The following is a 19,362-nucleotide window of genomic DNA, read 5'->3' on the forward strand; positions in this document are numbered from 1 at the left end:
CCCGCATGACCCGCGCGTTCGACGTCGTCGAGACAGGTATCGCCGACCTGCGCACGGCGCTGGAGAAGGGCGAGACCACCGCGGTCGGCCTGCTCGACGCCTACCTCGCCCGGATCGAGGCCTACGACCGGCCCGGCACCACCACGGCACTCAACTCACTCGTCGTGATGAATCCGGACGCCCGCGCCGACGCCGAGGCCTCCGACGCCCGCCGCGCCCGCGGCGAGACGCTCGGCCCCCTCGACGGCATCCCCTACACCGCGAAGGACAGCTACCTCGCCAAGGGCCTGACCGCCGCCGCCGGCTCGCCGGCGTTCGAACACCTCGTCGCCCAGCGCGACGCCTTCGCCATCGAGCGGCTGCGCGCCGCCGGTGCCGTGCTCATCGGCCTGACCAACATGCCCCCGATGGCGAACGGCGGCATGCAGCGCGGCGTCTACGGCCGCGCCGAGAGCCCCTACAGCGCCGACTGGCTGACCAGCGCGTACGGCTCCGGCTCGTCGAACGGCTCGGGCACCGCCACGGCGGCCTCGTTCGCCGCGTTCGGCCTCGGCGAGGAGACCTGGTCCTCGGGCCGGGCGCCCGCCTCGTACAACGCCCTGTGCGCCTACACCCCCAGCCGCGGCGTGATCTCGGTGCGCGGCAACTGGCCGCTCGTGCCGACCATGGACGTCGTGGTCCCGCACACCCGCACCATGGCCGACCTCCTCGAACTGCTCGACGTCGTCGTCGCCGACGACCCGGACACCCGCGGCGACCTGTGGCGGTCCCAGCCCTGGGTGCGACTCCCCGCGCCGTCCCGGGTCCGTCCGGCCTCCTACCCGGCACTGGCCCCGGCGGACGCGGCGGCGGCGCGCGCGACGCTCGCCGGCAAGCGCGTCGGCGTGCCCGCGATGTACATCAACGCCGACCCCGACGCCGGGACCAACCCCGACGGCGGCATCGGCGGCCAGACCGGGCAGCGGATCGACACCCGCGCCTCGGTCATCGCCCTGTGGCAGGCCGCCCGCCGCGACCTTGAGGCCGCGGGCGCCGAGGTCGTCGAGGTCGACTTCCCCGTGGTGACCAACTACGAGTCCGACCGCCCCGGCGCACCCTCGCTGCCCACCCGCGGCCTGGTCGGCCGCGACTTCCTCGCCGTCGAGATCGAGGACCTGTCCGCCTGGGCATGGGACGACTTCCTGCGCGCCAACGGCGACCCGCGGCTCGCCACCCTGACCGAGGTCGACGGCGACCGCATCTTCCCCAAGCACCAGGGCGAACTCCCCGACCGCTACGCCGGCTTCGACGACACGATCGGCGACTACCCGCGCTTCGTGCGCGAGCGCCCGTACGCGTCCTTCACCGACATGCCGCACCTCGAGGAGGGCCTGCGCGGCCTGGAGGAGACCCGCAGGATCGACCTGGAGCAGTGGATGGACGGGCTCGGCCTGGACGCCGTGGTCTTCCCCGCCGTCGCCGACGTCGGCCCGGCCGACATGGACGTGAACGAGGCCTCCGCCGACCTCGGCTGGCGCAACGGCGTGTGGGTCGCGAACGGCAATCTCGTCCCGCGCCACCTCGGCATCCCGACCGTGACCGTGCCGATGGGCACCATGACCGACATCGGCATGCCGGTGGGGCTGACCTTCGCGGGCCGCGCCTACGACGACAACCTGCTGCTCCAGCTCGCCGCCGCCTTCGAGACGACCGGGCACCGCCGCACGGAACCGCCGCGCACCCCGCGCCTTCCGGCCGCCTGACGATTCGTCAGAATTGCTTGAAGGGACCCTGGTTCATCTCTTCGTGACCACGGGATGACGGAACGGGGAGGCCGCTTCCACCAACGGTGGAGGTGGCCTCCCGGTCTCCCGGGAGCCGCTCGCCCGACCCGCTCACAGCCCCGGAATTCCGACGCGGAGCCCGACGGGACACAGCCGGCCGGGGCCGTCCGAGTGAGACTCCCGGAGCGCGCGGCGGCGCGGCGAGTTCCCCCTCCCTCCGGGCGGGACCGACGGCGAGGAGGGGATCCCCGGGACGGCCCGGCCGGCGAAGGAGCCCCGCCGGGGAATCCGGCGGGGCTCCTTCCTTTCCACGGTGGGTCCCGTGCGGCCCGGTGGTCCTTTCCGGTCCCCGGGGGGTGCGCGACGGCCGGCGGCTGCCTCAGCCCGCGGTGCCGGCGAGGCTCGCGGTGCCGGTGAGGCCCGCGGTGCCGGTGAGGCCGGTGAGGCGCTTCGCGACTGCCAGCGGGCTCGGCATGGCCGCGATCTCGGTGCTGACCTCTCGCGCGGCCCGGGTGAGCCCGGTGTCGGTGAGCAGCCGGGTGAGCAGGGCCGGACCGATGTCCTCGGCGGCGGCGCGGAGGCCGGCGCCCCGGTCCCGTACCGCGTCCGCGTTGATGAAGCGGTCGGAGCCGTCGGGGAGGACGAGTTGCGGGATGCCCGCGTCCAGTGCGCCGAGGGCGGTGCTGCTGCCGCCGTGGTGGATGGCGGCCGCGCAGGTCTCCAGCAGCGCCCGCCACGGGACCCAGCCGTAGGCGCGGACGTTGTCCGGCAGGGTGTCGAGCGTGCTGAGGTCGAGGTCTCCGGTCGCCAGCACGAACTCCGCGTCGATGTCGGCCGCTGCCTCGATCACCCGCTCGATCCTGGTCAGGCCGTCCGTCTTGGGCGGAACGGTGCCCAGTGTCACCGCCACGCGCGGGCGGTGGGCGGGCACGGCCAGGTCGGCGGGGAGGTCGCCTTCGCCGTTGTAGGCGACGGGCCGCATCGAGCAGCCGTACCGCTCGTCCCCGGCCATGCTCGGCGGCGCGAGGTCGATGACGTCGGCCGGCTCGGGCAGCCGGTCGATTCCGTGCCGGGCGAAGGTGTCCGCCATCTCCGCGAGCATCAGCGCGCGCAGCTTCGGGGTGCGGACGAACCCGAGGTCGTGCTGGACCGCGGGCACGCCGAGGCGGGTCGCCGCGAGCAGGGCCACCGGGAACTGGTAGTCGTACACCACCAGGTCCGGCCGCCACCGCGCGGCGAGCTCGACCACGTCGTCGGCCACCCGGTTGTTGACGAGGGCGGCCAGCGGGACGAACGCCTCGCGATCGGCCGAATTGCTCTCGACCACCCGCTGCATCAGGTCGGGCCGCTGGGTGCGGCCGGCCTCCCTGATCACCTTGCGCCAGTCGAGCCCCGGCGCGATGGGCAGGTACGGCAGACCGGCCCCGGCGACGTCTTCGCCACCGTCCATCGAGGCCATCGCGACCTCGTGGCCGAGCTCGTGCATCGCCCTGGCCAGCGGGACCAGCGGGAAGAGATGGCCGATACCGGGTACGCCGGCGAACAGTACACGCATGGAGGAACCTCGCTCGGAGGGATGGGGGTTGGGGACGAGGGGGTTGGCGGGGTTCAGGAGGCGGCCCGGTGCAGGGCGGCTTCCATGCCGTTCAGCACGGCGTTGCAGTCGCGCTGCAGGGTGGCGGCGTCGACGGCGCTCAGCAGGTAGACCCCGAGCCAGTTGCGCGACCCCGCGGACGGGTCGAAGGCGGGGACCGTCCGGCCCGCGGGCATCGCGAAGGCGGGTACGGCCTCGATGGTGCTGCCCGGGGAGAGCAGGCTCTGCCAGTCCACGGCCTGCGGGTTCCAGACCGGGCTGCTCCGCCAGGGCGCTCCCGACGCGTCGGCCGGGACGACGGCCAGCGACGCGGCGGCCCTGACCCCGTCGGTGAGCATGGCCTCCGGGTAGTCCACCCGCTCGCCGAGCAGCTGCCGGACCAGCATGCCGATCGGGTCGAGCCCGAAGACCTCGTGGACCTGCCTGGTCGTCAGCAGGCCGCCGAACCTGGCCGCGGTCTCGATGACCACCAGCTCGCCGTCCTCCATCAGCTTCAGCTCGGTGTGGGTGCCGCAGTTCTCCAGCCCGAGCGCGTCGACGGCCTGCCGCGACACCTCCTCGATCCGGCGCTGCAGCGGCACCGGCAGGACGGAGGGCGAGGTGCTGGCCACCTCGACGAAGGACGGCACGGTCGGCAGCTTGGCGGTCATGGCCAGCGGACGGTAGACGCCGTCCGCGACGATCCCCTCCACGCTGACGTAGTCGCCGTAGCCGGGCTCCTGGTACCAGCCCTCGGTGGAGCCCTGGGCAATCGTCTCGACCAGGCGGTCCCGGTCGGTGTCCTCGGCGTACAGCTCGTTCATGCCGACCTGGCTGCCCGCCCGCAGTCCGCTCTCGATCCCGGCCCATGCCGGGGCGGCCTCCTCGACCGAGTCCAGCACGATCTGGGCGACCGACCCGGCGCCCCAGGCCGGCTTGAGCAGCAGCGGGGTTTCGAGTTCGGCCAGTGCGGAGGTCAGGTCCCCGAGGCTGTCGACCCGGCGGAACGCGGGTATCGGCACCCCGGCGGCGGCCCAGGCCTCCCGCATCAGCCGCTTGTCCCTGGCGCGGACGATCCCCTCCCCCGGACCGGCCAGGTGGAGACGGCTCGCGGCGTGCGCGACGGCCAGGACCGCGAACTCCGAGAGGGTCAGCAGCGCGTCGGCCCCGATGGCCTTCGCGTACTCCACGATCAGCTCGACCAGTTCGTCGCCGCGCGGCGCCTCGGGCACCAGCTCGATGCTGGTACAGCTGGGCCGCCACACGTCCTCCCCGGACGTGGGCAGCGGCGCCAGCGCGAGGACGTGCAGCTCGCCGCAGGCGGCGATACGCGGGAAGGCGTACTCCAGCGGGGCGCCGCCCTTGACGTAGACGTACAGAATCTTGTTCAACGTACTTACTCCTGAAGGAAGTTCAATCGTTCGCGGGCGTGCCGGAGCCACGCCGCACCGGCCCGCGGCAGGTCTGCCCGCGGTATGTCGGCTCGCGGCGGCGCGTCGGCCCGCGGCGCGTCGGCCCATGACAGGCCGGGCCGCGGCACGCCGGGCCGGGCCGGTGCGGTGCGGCGCTCCGGCGGCGTCAGCCGGCGGTGCGGAAGGGGCGCAGCTGCAGCAGGCTGGCCCGGTCGCCCTCGATCGCCCACTCGATGTCGACCGGGGCCCCGTACGTCTCGTCGGGCGAGAAGTGCGACTGCAACAGCCTGCTGATCAGGGCCAGTCGGCGCACGAGGTCCTTGGTCGCGGCGTCCAGGTCGGTGGCGGCGGTGCCCAGCGAGACCGTCCGGCTTCCGCCCTCCATGGTGTTGCACAGGTACTGGAGCGGTGCGCCCCGGCCGGTCACCACGTCGGCCACCGAGCGCGGCGAGATGTTGAGGTAGACGTCGCGGAAGTCCTGCGGGCTCAGCGGGTTGCAGGTGACCAGGACGCCGCCGACGGTGGATCCGACCTGTTCCTGGACGACCACGCCCATCCGGCAGTGGTCCAGGGCGATGCCCGCCTGGCGCCGCAGCAGCACCGCACGCGGCGAGAACAGCGAGGCCCAGACCTCCCGGACGGCGTCGAGGACCGCGCCCGTGCCGCTGACGTGCGCCACCGATTCGTAGAGTCCGGCGGCGGAGAAGCCGGACAGGTCCTCGGCGTTGGAGGAGCTGCGGACGACCTGGACGGTGGCGCCGTACAGGTGGCGGTCGATCGCCCGGTCGACCTCGGCGCGGATCGGGTCGGGCAGCGGGGTGCTGCGGATCAGCCGCTGCACGTCGAGGCAGAGTTCCTCGATCCGCGACGTCTCCGCGTGGAGCGACGCCCGGTTCGAAGTCCCCTCCTGGAGAAGGGAGTCCAGCCGGTCGACAGCGCCCCGGAGCTCCGCCGAGGAGTCGAGGAAGCGCTGCTGGAGGGAGAACGGCAGCACGATCCCGCGCGGCACCTCGGCGAACTCCTTCACCAGGAGCTGCGCGGCGGCGTTCAGCTCGGCCCCGTCCGCGTCCTCCGGGAGGCCGAGTTGCCTGGCCAGGTAGCGCAGCAGGTCGGCCCGGGGCGGCCGGGGCACCTGGTAGAAGCCGAGCCAGCGGGAAGAGCCGTGCTGCAGCAGGTGGGTGAGTTCACCGAGGTTGGCGGCCTTGGTGCCGAACCGGACGTGGTCCCCCGCGCGCAGTTCGGACAGCGGGGTGATCGGCGTGGGCGTGAGGTCGGGCCGGTCGACGACGATGTGATCGGCCGGCGGAGTCGGCCGGACTCCCCCGTGGCCCTCGCGGCCCTCGCCGCTGCCGTGACCCTCGCAGTCCGCAGGGCTCTCGCAGCCCCCGTCGCCACCGCGGTCCTCCGGCCGGGCGGCCTCGAGGAGGAGGTCCCCGCCCTCGGCCTCGACCCGGTAGCGCACCCACTGGCCGTCTAGCCCGGCGCGGTCGATCCGTTCGACGGCGCCGATGCCGACGGCGTTGGGGATCCGCCACCCGGCGGCCATCACGTTGATGTGGGAGAGCGGCGTGGTGTGCTCGGTGTGGATGATGCCGGACACCCGGGGGATGTCCTCCGGCACCCGGGGCATCACCACGATGTCGTGCCACTCCAGCGGTTCGGCCTCGGCCCGGTACTCCTCCTCCGAGCGGAACACCCGCAGCCGTCCCTGGGCCTCCCCAGGGTTCAGCGGCACGAACGAGGCCACGGAATAGAGCTCGTGGGACAGGATGCGCGGAATCTCGCTCTCCGGAATTCCGGCGAGGTAGCCCTCCTGCTGGTGGCCGGCCGGCTTCAGGACCAGCCGCAGCGAAGGATCGACGTGCTCGCGCACCCGGTGATAGAAGAAGCGCAGCATGTCCTGGGACATGGTGTCGACGTCGACCGTTTCCAGGGACAGGAAATCCTCGGCCTCGTGGCCGCTTTCCGTGGACCGGCCGGCGCGGCCGGTATGGCGGGCGAGCGTGCCGAGATAGAAGCGGCGGTCGGGATTCCGGTAGACGTCGTCGTTGAACGAATCGAGCCTGCCGGCGAGTTCGTCGATCGACATGCCGAGGATCTCGCACGCGATGTAGCGGACATGGAGAGTGCCGTCGGCACTGTCGATGAAGTGAAGCACCGACTCGTCGCAGTCGAGCACGATCTTCACATAGGGATAGCCGCCGACCTGGCCGGCGAGCTCGGAGAACTCCTCAAGGGTGAGCTTTTCGTCCAAGAAGCGGGGCCGCGTGGTCGCGTCGTTGCGATCCGAACGGGTCATGCGCACAGAGTTCAGCCATTCGTCATCGTGTACACGATCCGTGCACACCTGTTGCAGAAGGGTCGGGTACGACCACGCCCACACTGCCATTGGGTATGAACGTTTGACGAATGATCATGCGACATCTGGCCATCATGCATCGATCCGGCCATAAGAATCCCGTCAAGGAAGCCACGACTCCGCATAAAGCTGTGGCAAAGGTCACAGACCGAGAAGGCGGGCGCGTGACGGGCAATCGGGGATTTCCGGAAGTGTTGATTCCTGAACGACTGCAGGACCTCGAAGGGCCGCATACTCGCCCACCTCACCCGTCGGCAATGCCGACAAGTGGATCGAATCATTCCCCCGAATTCCGGGCTTCCCGCCGCTCCGAATGTCCGCCGTTCCGGACGGGACGCCGCATTCGTCAACCGAGCGTGCGGTCCAGGTTGAACGCGGCGCTGATCAGCGCGAGATGGGTGAAGGCCTGCGGGAAGTTGCCGAGCTGCTCACCGGTCGGCCCGATCTCCTCGGCGTACAGGCCGAGGTGGTTGGCATAGGTGAGCATCTTCTCGAAGGCCAGCCGGGCCTCCTCCACGCGTCCGGCGCGGGCGAGGGCCTCGACGTACCAGAACGAGCAGATCGAGAAGGTGCCCTCGGCCCCGCGCAGACCGTCGGGGCTGGCCTCCGGGTCGTAGCGGTAGACCAGCGAGTCGGAGACGAGTTCCGCGCTCAGCGCGTCCAGGGTCGCCAGCCACTTGGGGTCGCTCGGCGAGATGAACTTGGCCAGCGGCATCATCAGCACGGAGGCGTCGAGGACGTCGCCGCCGAGGCTCTGGGCGAACGCCCTGCGGTCGGCCGACCAGCCGCGTCGCATGATCTGCCGGTAGATCGCGTCCCGGCTCCGCTGCCAGCGCGGGAGGTCCGCCGGCAGCCCGCGCCGGTTCGCCAGCCTGATGGCCCGCTCGATCGCCACCCAGCACATCAGCCGTGAGTACAGGAAGTCCTTCCGGCCGCCCCGGGTCTCCCAGACGCCTTCGTCGGGCTGGTCCCAGTGGTCGCAGAGCCAGTCCACCACGGCACCGACCTCGTCCCAGTGAGCGCTGCTGATCGGCCGTCCCCACTTGTCGTACAGGTAGACGGAGTCGATCAGCGCCCCGTAGATGTCCAGCTGGAGCTGGCCGGTGGCCGCGTTCCCCACCCGCACCGGGGCGGAGCCCAGGTATCCCTCCAGGTGGGACAGTTCGCGCTCGGGCAGGTCGCCGCGCCCGTCGATCCCGTACATGATCTGCAGCGGTCCCGTGGCGCCGGCGCCGCCCCGCAGGATGCCCCGGTCGGAGAGGAAGCCCATGAAGGCCTCGGCCTCCGCGGTGAAGCCCAGCCGGAGCATGGCGTAGACGCAGAAGGCCGCGTCCCGGACCCACACGTACCGGTAGTCCCAGTTGCGCTCGCCGCCGATCCGCTCGGGCAGGCTCGTCGTCGGCGCGGCCACGATCGCACCGGTCGGCGCGTAGGTGAGCAGTTTCAGCACCAGCGCGGAGCGGTGCACCATCTCGCGCCACCGCCCGTGGTAGCGGGACCCGGCCAGCCAGCGGCGCCAGAACCGCACCGTCGCCTCGAACTGCTCCTCCGCCTCGGCCCGGGGACACGCCCGCGGGGCCAGGTCGCCGCCGACCCGGTCGAGGGCGAACACCGCCGACTCGCCTTCGAGGAGCTTGAAGTGCGACCCCACGTCCACGCCCTCGCGTTCGAGCGGCACGGTGGCCGTCAGCGCGAGCGCCATCGAGGGGGACTCGAAGACGGCCTCGTGGGCCCGGACACTCACGGTGTGCGGTTGGGATCCGTAGTCGAAACGGGGAGCCACCCGCGCCCGGAACGGAAGCGTTCCCCGGGCGCAGACCACCCGCCGGATCAGCCGGTGCCGACCGGCCTCGCGCGACTCGTCCACGACCGGCATGAAGTCCTGGATCTCCGCCACCCCGTCGGTGGCGAAGAACCGGGTGATCAGGACGTTGGTGTCGGGGAAGTAGAACTGCCGGGTGCGCGTCGGCACATCGGCGGCCAGCTCGAACGACCCGCCCCGGTCGGCGTCGAGGATGGACGCGAAGACGCTGGGGGCGTCGAAACGCGGGCAGCAGTACCAGTCGATCGTGCCGTCGGTCCCCACCAGCGCGGCGGACCGGAGATCGCCGATCAGGCCGTGCTCGGCGATCGGCAGATAACGCGAGCCGTCCGCCGGCCCGAATCCGGTGCCCTGCAGTGCCATACCGGCCTCCCTACCGCCGCGGCGTGGACGCCGGGCAGAGCCGTGCCCGTTGACGGTGGAACACCGTCGTCGCGGACCTTGTTCCGGCTCACCCTGCGTATCGGGGGCGGGAGCGGCCACGGGCCGATCCGAAGGGCTCCTCGAACGCAGGGGTCCGCGCACCCCGGGGCCGCTCACTCAGGGTCCGCTCACGCAGGGTCGGTGAACACCGCGAGCGCGGCGTCCCGGACGTCCGGCCGCGGGTGGCGGCGCAGCGCGTGCAGCACCTCCCGCCACTCGGCGGGCCAGCCGAGCTGCGCCCCCGTGTTCGTCAGTGCGACGGCGAACAGGCCGGGCGCGAGTCCGTCGTCGGCGGCCAGCCGGCGGGCGGCCGCCAGCGCGTGCTCCGGTGCCTCCCGTCGTCCGTTGCCCTGGCGGTTCAGTGCGTCGGCGGCGGCCACCGCCAGCACCGGACGGTCGGCGACCAGGACGGCCAGCTCGGCGGCGCGCTCGCCCAGGTCCGGTGCGTCGAGATCGAGCGCCTCGACCAGTTGGCGGCTGGCCTCGGGCAGCAGCGCGGGTTCGGTGAGCAGAATCGCGGCAACCTCCCGCCGGGTGGCGCGGACGGCCCGCTCGGTGGCGTTCGGGCTCCACATCCAGCCGGTGAGCGCGTCGATCCGCCGCCGGGCCGGCTGGTCGCGGCCGGGAAACGCCGGTTCCCCGGCGCGCAGGGTCTCGATCAGGGCGGTCAGGGCGTCCGCCAGAACGCTGCCCGGCGCGCAGCCGCCGAGCGGGTGCGGGGCGTCCGACAGGGCCGTCCCGGTCAGCGCGCGGGCCGCTCCCCGGCAGCGGTCCTGCTCGGCGAGGTCGGTCACCAGAGGGACCAGTGCCCGCACCGCCTCCGGCGCGTACCGGCCCCAGGAGACGAGCTGCCCCTGGGCGGGTGAGGCGGTGAGGAGGTCGGCGTCGACCGCCAGCCGGGCCATCAGGCCGGCGAACGCCGGGCGGTGCTCCGCGGCTGTCCGTTCCCCGCTCAGGTGCAGGACCAGTGCCTTCCGCAGTCCCTCCGGCCCGTCGGCCGCGTCGGTGAGCACGTCCCACAGCGGCAGGTCGGCGATCCGGTCACCGACCGTCGCCGGCACCGCGGCGCGGACGTCGTGGTGCTGCCCCGGCGCGGTGTACACCTCGCGCAGCAGGGCGGCCGCCTCGTCCAGGACCAGGTGCGCGGCGGCGAGCCGGACGGCCTGCTTGCGGCTGGTCACCTTGGCCGCCGGATCGAGCGCGATCCGCCGCAGCGCGGGGCCCAGTTCGGAGCTCCGCGCGAACCGGGCGGCACGGCCGGCCGCGTGGAGGGCGACCCGGGCGCGGTCGTCGGCGGCGTGGGAGAGCAGTTCGGGCAGCGCCCCGGCGGGGCGCTCGGTCCAGGGCAGCGCGGCGAGCGCGGCCTCGGCGAGGACGGTGTCGGCGGAGCCCGCGTACCGGCGCAGCAGGGCCTCGCCGTGGACGGGGATCCGTGCCGCGGCGCGCAGGGCGGCGGCACGCTCGGCCAGGGCCCGGGTCGGGTCGCCGACCGTGCGGGCGAGCTGTTCGGCGGCCGCGTGCTGCTGTGCGGGGAGCCAGCGGTCCGCGTCGGCCAGGTCGGTCGCGGTCAGGGGGGTGTCGAGCAGGGGCCCGAGCAGATCGGTGCGGATCCGGGTCAGGACGGCCCGCACCGGGGCCAGGGTGACGGCCGACGGCCTGAGCGCGAGCAGCCGGGCCACGCGTTCGCCGCCGGTGGCGGGGTCGCGCAGCAGCGGTGCGGCGGCCCGTTCGACGGCACGGTCGCCGCCCGAGTGCAGGACGCGCTCCAGGAGTTCGGCGAGGGCGGGAGCACGTCGTGCCCGGTCGCCGAGCGTCCCGGCCAGCGCGAACAGCAGTGCGGCGTCACGGGATCGGGCCGAGCGGTCCAGGGCGGCCCACAGCGCGTCGACCACCGCCGCCTCGCGCCGGGGCGGGACGGTGAGGCCGGCGCCGTCGGTCCGTTCGAGGGTGCGGACGGCCCAGGCGAGCAGTTCGCGGGCCGGCCCGCCCACGTGCTCGCCGAGGACGGCGCCGGCGAGGCGGCCGAGTGCGGTGCGCGTGCGCGCCGAACAGTCCCGGGCGGCCAGGGCGTCGTCGGTGAGCCGCTCCAGCGGGCCGGCGGTGGCGTCGTCGAAGAGCCGCGGCGGCACGTCCGCGACCTCCTCCAGCGCCGTGCCGCGGACCGGGTCCTGCTCGTTGCGCAGTCGGGTGAGCAGTTCGAGCGCCTCGGGCAGGGCGCCCGGTTCGCCGGAGAGTGCGGCCTGCCGGACCAGCTGTGCCCAGGCCCAGCCCCGGTCCCAGGCGTCGGCCACGCGGGTCTCGGCCAGCAGCCCCGGCCGGGCCTCGGCGACCGGCAGCAGGACGAGCGGGGCGACGTCCTCGCTGTCCGCCGCCAACCGGGCCCGCGCCCGCACGTGCCGCTCCTTCGCGGGCAGCACGGCGAGGACGTCGACGGAGTACCAGGAGCGGTACGGCCCGGGCTGCGCCGCCACCTCGTCGTAGAAGGCGGCCCGCCGGGCCGGGGGCAGCTGCCGCAGCAGCGCGAGGTGGCTCCCGTGGTCGCGGTGCGCGAGCGCGGCGAGTCCGTCCGGCCGGGCCGCGGCCAGCCGACGGGCCACGCCGGCGCGCAGCGGCGGCTCGTGGCGGTGCCGGTCGATCGCGAGCAGCAGGCGGACGGTCCGCTCGGCGGAGACGGCGGCGAGGCCGGCGAGCCGGTCGCGCAGCGGGCCGGGCAGGCCCGCCACGGGGTGGCGCTCCAGCAGCTCCAGCATCCGGGCCGGTTCGCGGCCGGCGGCGGCGGCCAGGCCGAGGGCGTGCCGCTGCCAGAAGGCGCTCCTCAAGCCGTAGGGCAGGTCGACGAGTTGACGCTCGGCCTCGTCCAGCACCGCGCCCGGGTGGCGGTGTCCGAGCGAGGTGGAGAAGGCGATCGCGTGGGCCAGCGCGGGCAGTTCGGCGGCGACGACCTCGGCCGAGCAGACCGGCAGCAGCCGAGCCGCCTCGGCGGCGCCCCAGCGCTCGCGGACGATCGGCACCAGCCGCTCGGCCACCGCTGTGCGCCCGGCCCGCAGGACGGCGCGGGCCAGCTCGTCGCGGACCGCCTTCGGGGCGGTGAGCATCGCGGCCTCGAGGTCGCCGTCCGGGAACGGCAGCTCCCCGATCGCCCGGTGCGCGTAGCGCCGCACGACGGGGTCGGGGTCGTCGATCCGGTCGATCAGATGGCGCGCCTGCCGTCCGGCGAGGGCGGCCAGCGCGGCGAGTCGGCGTTCGTACGGGCCGCGGCCGTCCAGCTCGGCGAGCAGGGCCGTCAGGTCGGAGGGGGCGAGGGCGGCGGCGGTACGGGCCGCCTCGCGCAGCCGGAGCGGGTGGGGCAGTGGTTCGACGGCGGCGAGCAGCCGGTCGGCAGTCAGGTGAGGCATCGGCGCCGATTGTGCCCGACGGGTGCGGCCCGGGCATCCGGTTTTTCACGGCGGTGCGCCAGCCGGCGGCCCGGACCGGTCCGGGTCGGGTTCGGGCCGGCCCGGGTTCAGGCCGGCCCGGGTCCGGGTCGGTTCGGCGGGGTCGGTTCGCTCCGGGGCTGCACGCCGACGAGCGTCCGGTCACTCCGGCTCGGTCGGCAGGGTCCGGGCGAGCCACTCCCGGACGGCCTTCGCCGTCGTGCTCACGTGTTCGTCGAGGATGGAGTAGTGGTCTCCCGGCACGTCGCCGACGCGCAGGTGCAGGGTCGGGACGGTCGGCTCCGGCTCCTGGCGGTCGAGGAAGATGCGGGCGTAGGCGCCCATGGCGGCGAGGGCGGGCTCGTCGAGCCTAGTGGCGCTGCGGACGGCCAGTTCGGCGAGCCGGCCCTCGTCGCGGACGGGGTGGGTGTCGAGCAGGACCACCGCCTCGGCGCCGACGCGTTCCGCGACGGCTCGGGCGACCAGCCCGCCGGTGGAGCGGCCCAGGAGCACGACCGGGCGGTCGAGCAGCCCGATCGAGGCGGCGTGCGTCCGGACGAGGCTCTCCACGTCCTCGGGGACGGGACCGCCGTCGTACCCCGGGTGCGGGAGCAGCCACAGGCCGGGCAGGTGCCGGGCGAGGAGGGCGTACTCCCCGGGCGAAGAGGCGAGGGCGGGGAAGCAGACGACGGCCGGGCCTTCGCCGGCGCTGAGCCGCTGCGGGGCGACGGACGGGAGGGTCGCCGCCGACGGCAGCGCCCAGGAGGCGGAGACGAGCAGGTGCATGGCCTCCCGGGGCCGGCCCAGCTCGCACAGTGTGCGGTACAGGTACGTGAGCGTCCCCGGGGCCGGCGGTGGGCGCAGCTGCTTGGCGAGGGCCCTGGGCGTGGCGGCGTCGAACACCACCGTGGCGGGGAGGCGCAGGCCGGTCCGTTCCTCCAGTCGGTTGCGCAGTTCGATGGAGGTCAGTGAGTCGAAGCCGAGGTCGGGGATCGGGGTGTCCGGGTCCACGTCCGGGTAGCTGAGGACGGCGGCGACCTCGGCGCGCACCATCTCCAGGGTGCCGGCCGGCGGGGTCGGTTCCGGTGTGCTCCGCGGTTCCGGTGTGCTCCGCGGCTCCGGTGTGCTCCGCGGCTCCGGTGTGCTCCGCGGTTCCGGACGGTGCGATTGGTGCGGGTGGTGGGGATGCTCGGGCTCGTTCGGACGGTTCGGGTGGTCGAAGGCGATCGGCACCAGGACGGGTTCGTCGGTGCCCAGTGCCGCCTCCAGGAGTGCCAGGCCCTCGGCGGGCGCGAGGGGCAGCAGGCCGGCGGCTGCCGTCCGGTCGGCCATCATGCCGATCGTCCAGGGTCCCCAGGCCAGGGAGAGCGCGGGGAGGCCCAACCGCCGCCGGTGGCGGGCGAGTTCGTCGAGAGAGCTGTTGGCCGCCGCGTAGTTGGCCTGCCCGGCGTGGCCGAGCACACCGGACGCCGAGGAGAACAGCACGAAGGCGTCCAGGTCCCGGTGTGCGGTCAACTCGTGCAGCTGCCAGGCGGCTTCGGCCTTGGGGCGCCACACCGTCGCCAGGCGGGCCGGGGTCATCGATGTCAGGACGCCGTCGTCGAGCACCCCGGCGGTGTGCACGACGGCCCGCAGGTCCTCGATGGAGTCGACCAGTGCGGCCAGCGCCGCCCGGTCGGTGACGTCCAGGCGCGTCTCGCCGCTGCGGCAGGCGACGACGACACGCACTCCCCTGCCCCGCAGGTGCTCGGCGACCGCCCGGCCCAGTGCGCCGCCGCCGGTGACCAGCACGGTGCCGCGCCAGGTGAAGGTGCCGCCCGGCACGGGGACCAGGTCCGCGCGTTCGGCCACCATGTCGGTCTGCCCGTCGCCGAGTTCGGCCAGGGTGAACCGGCCCGGGTGCTCCGTCTGCGCGACCCGCACCAGGCCGGCCACCGCCGCTCCGGCCGGATCTCCCGGCCGTACCAGGACGGTGAGGTGCTCGTGGTCGGCCTGCAGTTCCCGCAGTGCGAGCGCCAGGGCGGCGGGGGCGTCGCCGGGCCGCACCTCGTGGACCCGACCGTGCGTCCGGCCCGGGGTCCGCTGCCACTCCGGGCGGAACAGCGCGCCCCGGCCGGCCCCCGGCACGAGGTGGCCGGTCGGACGCGGTCCGGTCGAGCCGGTACCGAGCGGACCGGTGCCGACCGGAGGGATGCTCGTCGAACGGGGCCCGAGCGCGCGCACGGTGAGTGATTCGACGCAGGCCACCGGCCGGCCCTCGTGGTCGGCGACGGCGATCCGCCCGTCGCGGATGCGGACCCGCAGCCCCGTGGCCCCCCGCGCCAGCAGGTGCACCCCGCGCAGGGCGAACGGCACTCCCCTGCCGAGCAGCCGCGCCGGGTGCAGCGCCGCGTCGAGCAGGGCGGGGTGGAGCGCGAAGCGCCCCGCGTCCGGGAAGTCCCCGCGCACCTCGCCGAAGAGGTCGTCGCCGCGGCGCCACACCCTGGACAGCCCGCGGAACGCCGGTCCGTACTCGGCGTGGTCGACGTCGAGCTCCTCGGCCTCCGGTGGGGGCCACGGGCCGATGTCCACCGGCGGCGCGGGGCGGGAGTCCAGCCGGCCGCTGGCACAGAGGACGCCGTTCGCGTGCACTTCGAACGGCCGTACACCGTCGATCCCGGGACGTACGACGATCTCGGCGCGCCGAGTCTCCGGCAGGCGCATCACCGTGTGCAGGACCAGGTCGTCGACGGTGCAGCAGCCGGCCCGCTCCCCCGCGTACAGCACCAGTTCCAGGATCGCCGTGGCGGGCACGACCGCCGTTCCGTCGACGACGTGGTCGAGCAGCCACACGGGGGTGAGGTCGGCGGTGCACACCACCTCGCCGGAGCCGGGCACGACAACGGTCGACTCGATCAGGGGGTGCTCGGCGGCGCGGTCGAGCCAGTAGCGCCGGCGCTGGAAGGCGCGGGTGCCCCGCAGCCGGGCCGCCGTCCGCTCGGGGTCGGTGGTGGGGATGACACCCTCGATGCCCTCGATGCCCTCCATGCCCTCCAAGTCGCCGACGCCCGGGCCCAGGTCGACGAGGGTGACGCCGTCGACCGCGGCCACCTGCTCGGCGAGGCCGACCGCCTCGTGCCGGCGCCGCACCCAGTGCTCCGGATCGTCGGGGTGGGCGCCGATGACCGGAATGAGCGGCGGGCGGTACGTCAGGCTCCGTGCCGTCTCCGCGAACTCCTCCGGGCCACGGGCGGTGAGCAGCCTCGCCGCGTCGGGCAGGGACAGGACGCCGGCCACGTGAGCCGCCGCGATCTGCCCGGCGCCGTGCCCGATCAGCGCGTCCGGGCGGTACCCCCAGGACTCCAACAGGCTGAACAGCGCCACCTCGTGGGCGAACAGGGCCGCCGGGGCGAGGTCCGTCCGGTGCGCCGGGTCCGGTGTCGTGTTCAGCACCGGATCCAGCCGGGCGCGCGCCTCCTCGAACGCGGCGGCGAACACCGGGTACTCGGCCGCGAGGGCCCGGGTCGTCCCGCGCTGCTGCGCCCCCTGCCCGGGGAACAGGAACGCCACGCGCAACTGCTCGTACTCCTCGACGATCACATGCGCGTTGGTCCCCGAGATCCCGAAGGCCGACACCGCGGCCCGGCGCGGACGGTTCTGCGTCGGCCGGGACGCCGACCGGCCCGTCGGCCAGGGCGTCGGCCAGGGCGTCGGCTCGGTGACCAGACGGACGGCCCCGGGGGACCAGTCGACCTGCGGGCTGAGCTCGTCGACGTGCAGCGTGGCGGGCACGGTGCGGTGCCGCATCGCCATCACGGTCTTGATCACGCCGGCTACCCCGGCGGCCGCCTGGGTGTGCCCGAGGTTGGACTTGACCGTACCGACCAGGAGCGGCGCCGACCGGTCCCGGTCCTGGCCGTAGGTGGCGAGCAGCGCGGCCGCCTCGATCGGGTCGCCCAGGGCGGTGCCGGTTCCGTGGGCCTCGACCACGTCCACGTCGGCGCCGGTCAGCCCGGCATCGGCCAGGGCCTGCTGGATCACGGCCGCCTGGGCGGGGCCGCTGGGCGCCGTGAGGCCGTTCGACGCCCCGTCCTGGTTGACCGCGGAGCCGCGCAGCAGGGCCAGGACCGGGTGACCGTTGCGCAGCGCGTCGGACACCCGCTCCAGGACCAGCAGTCCCACCCCCTCCGACCAGGCGGTGCCGTCGGCGGCGGCGGAGAACGGCTTGACCCGTCCGTCCGGGGCCAGGCCGCGCTGCCGGCTGAACACGACGAAGCTGTCCGGCGTGGCCATGACGGTCGCGCCGCCCGCCAGGGCCAGGTCGCACCGGCCGTCGCGCAGGGAGTCCGCCGCGAGGTGCATGGCGACCAGCGAGGAGGAGCAGGCGGTGTCCAGGGTGAGCGCCGGGCCGTGCAGCCCCAGGTGGTAGGCGATCCGCCCCGAGGCCACGCTGCCCGCCGCGCCCAGCGCGATCTGGGCCTGGAGAGGGTGGGCGCTGCCCCGGAAGCGGCCGGCGTAGTCGTTGTACATCAGGCCGACGAAGACGCCGGTGTTGCTGCCCCGCAGCGATTCCGGCGCGATGCCCGTCCGTTCGAACGCCTCCCAGGCCGTCTCCAGCAGCAGCCGCTGCTGCGGGTCGGTGGCCAGGGCCTCGCGCGGCGACATGCGGAAGAACGCCGCGTCGAAGTCGGCCGCGTCCTGGAGGAAGCCGCCGCGGGTGACGTAGCTGGTGCCGATGTGGTCGGGGTCGGGATGGAACAGCTCGTCCAGGGGCCAGCCCCGGTCGGTGGGGAACTCCGTGATCGTGTCCTGGCCGGCGGCGACCACGCGCCAGAGGTCCTCGGGGCTGCTGATCCCGCCGGGGTAGCGGCAGGCCATGCCCACGATCGCGATCGGCTCGGTGGCCGTGGCCCTGCGGGCGGGCGGTGGCGGGCCGGCGGCCGCGCCGGTGAGGTAGTCGGCCACCGCGCGGGGCGTGGGGTGGTCGAACACCAGGGACGGCGGCAGGGCGACACCCAGGTCCGCGCCCAGCCGGTCCCGCAGCCGTACGGTGCCGAGCGAGTCCAGACCGGCTTCGGCGAACGGCTGGTCCGCCCCGGGCGGCCGGCCGGTGATCCCCGCGGTCTCCCGCCGGACCACGTCGAGCAGGTACTGGTGGCGCAGCCGCCGCCGCGCCGGCTTGCCCGAGGAGGTCTGCGGGATCCGGCTGACGGGGCGGATCTCCTGCGGCACCCGGTGCGGAGGCAGCAGACCGCGGCAGAAGGCCAGGAGCGCCGCCGGATCCGCGTCGCCCACCACGTAGGCGACCGGCACCTCGCCGAGCACCGCGTCGGGCTCTCCCGCCACGGCCACCTCCCGGACGCCGGGATGGCGGGCCACGATCTGCTCGATCTCGGCCGGGTGGACATTCTCCCCGCCCCGGATGATCACGTCGCCCGCCCGCCCGGTCACCACCAGTCGGCCGCCCTCCTCGTGGCCGAGGTCCCCGGTCGCGTGCCACCCGTCGGCGCCGGGCATCCGCAACCACAGCTCGCCGTCGACGAACCGGGTGTCGATCCCCGGCAGCACGACGCCGTCGACGGCGACCTTCCCGGACGCCTCCGTGCTGCCGTAGCCGTCGTGCAGCTCACGCCCGAACGTACGGCGGAACCTGTCCCGCAGCTCCTCCGGCAGCGGGGCGCCGGCGGACAGGCAGCGCGGCGGCAGCGGCGCCCCGGCGTCCAGGAGCTGGGTGAAGACCGTCGGGACGCCGCCCAGGGCCGTGAACGGCGTCCGGCGCAGCAGGGCGGCCGCCCGGTCCGCGGAGAAGCGGTCCATCACGTAGGCGCTCGCGCCCAGGGCCAGCACGCCCACCACGCACATCGAGTGCCCGAACGCGTGGAACAACGGCAGCGGCCAGAGCAGGTGGTCGTCGCCGGACATGCCCAGCAGGCCCCGGTAGGCGAGATCGGCCGACCGCAGCCAGGCCCCCTGCGCCGACAGCACGCCCTTCGGGTCCCCGCCGGTCCCCGACGTGTAGTGCAGCCAGGCGGGCTCGTCCGGTCCGAGGTCGTCCCGTGGCGGCGTACGGGTGGCCCCGAGCAGCTCGTCGACGGTCACCGCGCGGGCGCCGGCCACCCGCCGCACCCGCGCCAGGTGCTCGCGGTCGGTGACCACCAGCTCGGCGCCGCTGTCCGCCACCCGGAACCGGAGGTCGTCCTCGCCGCTTCGCGGGTCGAGCAGGACACCGACCGCGGCCGCGCGGGCGACCCCGAGGGCGGCCGTGACGGCGGGCACCCCGCCGGCCAGGCACAGCGCCACCCGGCCGCCGCGCCCGACCCGGAGGTTGCCCGCCACCCGGGCGGTGCGGCGGGCGAGTTCGCCGTAGTCCACCGAGCCTTCGGCGTCGGCGAAGGCGGTCTTGCCCCCGCGATCCGCTGCGTGACGGAGGATCAGTTCATGCACCTTGCACCCCTGCGGTCGGTCACGTGGCTACTCCGTCACTCGGTAACCCGGTGACGCGGCAACGGTGTTCACCGTAGCGAATTCGGCGCCCTGGTCACTGCGCACGCCGAGCCCGTGTCTCCCGGCGGCCACCGCGACGACATACGGGAAGGCGAAGCCGTCGGCCCCGCGGCC

The 19,362-nt window shown here is 74.4% G+C and carries 7 protein-coding genes; 1 reads left to right on the plus strand and 6 read right to left on the minus strand.

Going from position 1 to position 19,362, the window contains the following annotated elements:
• The first annotated feature begins 5 nt into the window (after positions 1 to 5).
• On the plus strand, positions 6 to 1,742 hold the full coding sequence (locus ACFVUY_RS08375; protein ID WP_387728736.1) for an amidase: 1,737 nt from the start codon (positions 6 to 8) through the stop codon (positions 1,740 to 1,742).
• A 400-nt stretch (positions 1,743 to 2,142) separates the two neighbouring features.
• Here ACFVUY_RS08375 and ACFVUY_RS08380 read toward each other — a convergent pair whose 3' ends face one another.
• The 6 genes from ACFVUY_RS08380 to ACFVUY_RS08405 all read right to left on the minus strand — a co-directional run bounded on the left by ACFVUY_RS08380 (position 2,143) and on the right by ACFVUY_RS08405 (position 19,188).
• Positions 2,143 to 3,318, minus strand: coding sequence for a nucleotide disphospho-sugar-binding domain-containing protein (locus ACFVUY_RS08380; RefSeq protein ID WP_387728291.1), 1,176 nt, complete (start codon positions 3,316 to 3,318; stop codon positions 2,143 to 2,145).
• Between the two features lie 53 nt (positions 3,319 to 3,371).
• Positions 3,372 to 4,727 carry an acetyl-CoA carboxylase biotin carboxylase subunit family protein gene (locus ACFVUY_RS08385; RefSeq protein ID WP_387728293.1) on the minus strand — a complete coding sequence of 452 codons (1,356 nt, stop codon included), beginning with the start codon at positions 4,725 to 4,727 and terminating at the stop codon, positions 3,372 to 3,374.
• Between the two features lie 187 nt (positions 4,728 to 4,914).
• Positions 4,915 to 7,047, minus strand: coding sequence for a PEP/pyruvate-binding domain-containing protein (locus ACFVUY_RS08390; protein ID WP_387728295.1), 2,133 nt, complete (start codon positions 7,045 to 7,047; stop codon positions 4,915 to 4,917).
• A gap of 406 nt (positions 7,048 to 7,453) precedes the next feature.
• Positions 7,454 to 9,292, minus strand: a complete 1,839-nt coding sequence (locus ACFVUY_RS08395; protein ID WP_387728297.1) for a glycoside hydrolase family 15 protein — start codon at positions 9,290 to 9,292, stop codon at positions 7,454 to 7,456.
• Between the two features lie 188 nt (positions 9,293 to 9,480).
• The gene (locus tag ACFVUY_RS08400) at positions 9,481 to 12,747 is read right to left on the minus strand and encodes a hypothetical protein (protein ID WP_387728299.1); all 3,267 of its coding nucleotides are present in this window, start codon (positions 12,745 to 12,747) and stop codon (positions 9,481 to 9,483) included.
• 180 nt (positions 12,748 to 12,927) lie between these two features.
• Positions 12,928 to 19,188, minus strand: coding sequence for a beta-ketoacyl synthase N-terminal-like domain-containing protein (locus tag ACFVUY_RS08405; protein ID WP_387728301.1), 6,261 nt, complete (start codon positions 19,186 to 19,188; stop codon positions 12,928 to 12,930).
• Between the last annotated feature and the right edge of the window lie 174 nt (positions 19,189 to 19,362).

Origin of the sequence: Kitasatospora sp. NPDC058063 (assembly GCF_042885395.1) — a bacterium.
In the GTDB taxonomy this organism is placed as follows: domain Bacteria; phylum Actinomycetota; class Actinomycetes; order Streptomycetales; family Streptomycetaceae; genus Kitasatospora; species Kitasatospora lactacystinica.

What these genes read in the sequence shown, in the direction of transcription:
- ACFVUY_RS08400 (WP_387728299.1), bottom strand. Translation starts at nt 12,747, where the DNA reads ATGCCTCACCTGACTGCCGACCGGCTGCTCGCCGCCGTCGAACCACTG.
- ACFVUY_RS08390 (WP_387728295.1), bottom strand. Translation starts at nt 7,047, where the DNA reads ATGACCCGTTCGGATCGCAACGACGCGACCACGCGGCCCCGCTTCTTG.
- ACFVUY_RS08395 (WP_387728297.1), bottom strand. Translation starts at nt 9,292, where the DNA reads ATGGCACTGCAGGGCACCGGATTCGGGCCGGCGGACGGCTCGCGTTAT.
- ACFVUY_RS08380 (WP_387728291.1), bottom strand. Translation starts at nt 3,318, where the DNA reads ATGCGTGTACTGTTCGCCGGCGTACCCGGTATCGGCCATCTCTTCCCG.
- ACFVUY_RS08375 (WP_387728736.1), top strand. Translation starts at nt 6, where the DNA reads ATGACCCGCGCGTTCGACGTCGTCGAGACAGGTATCGCCGACCTGCGC.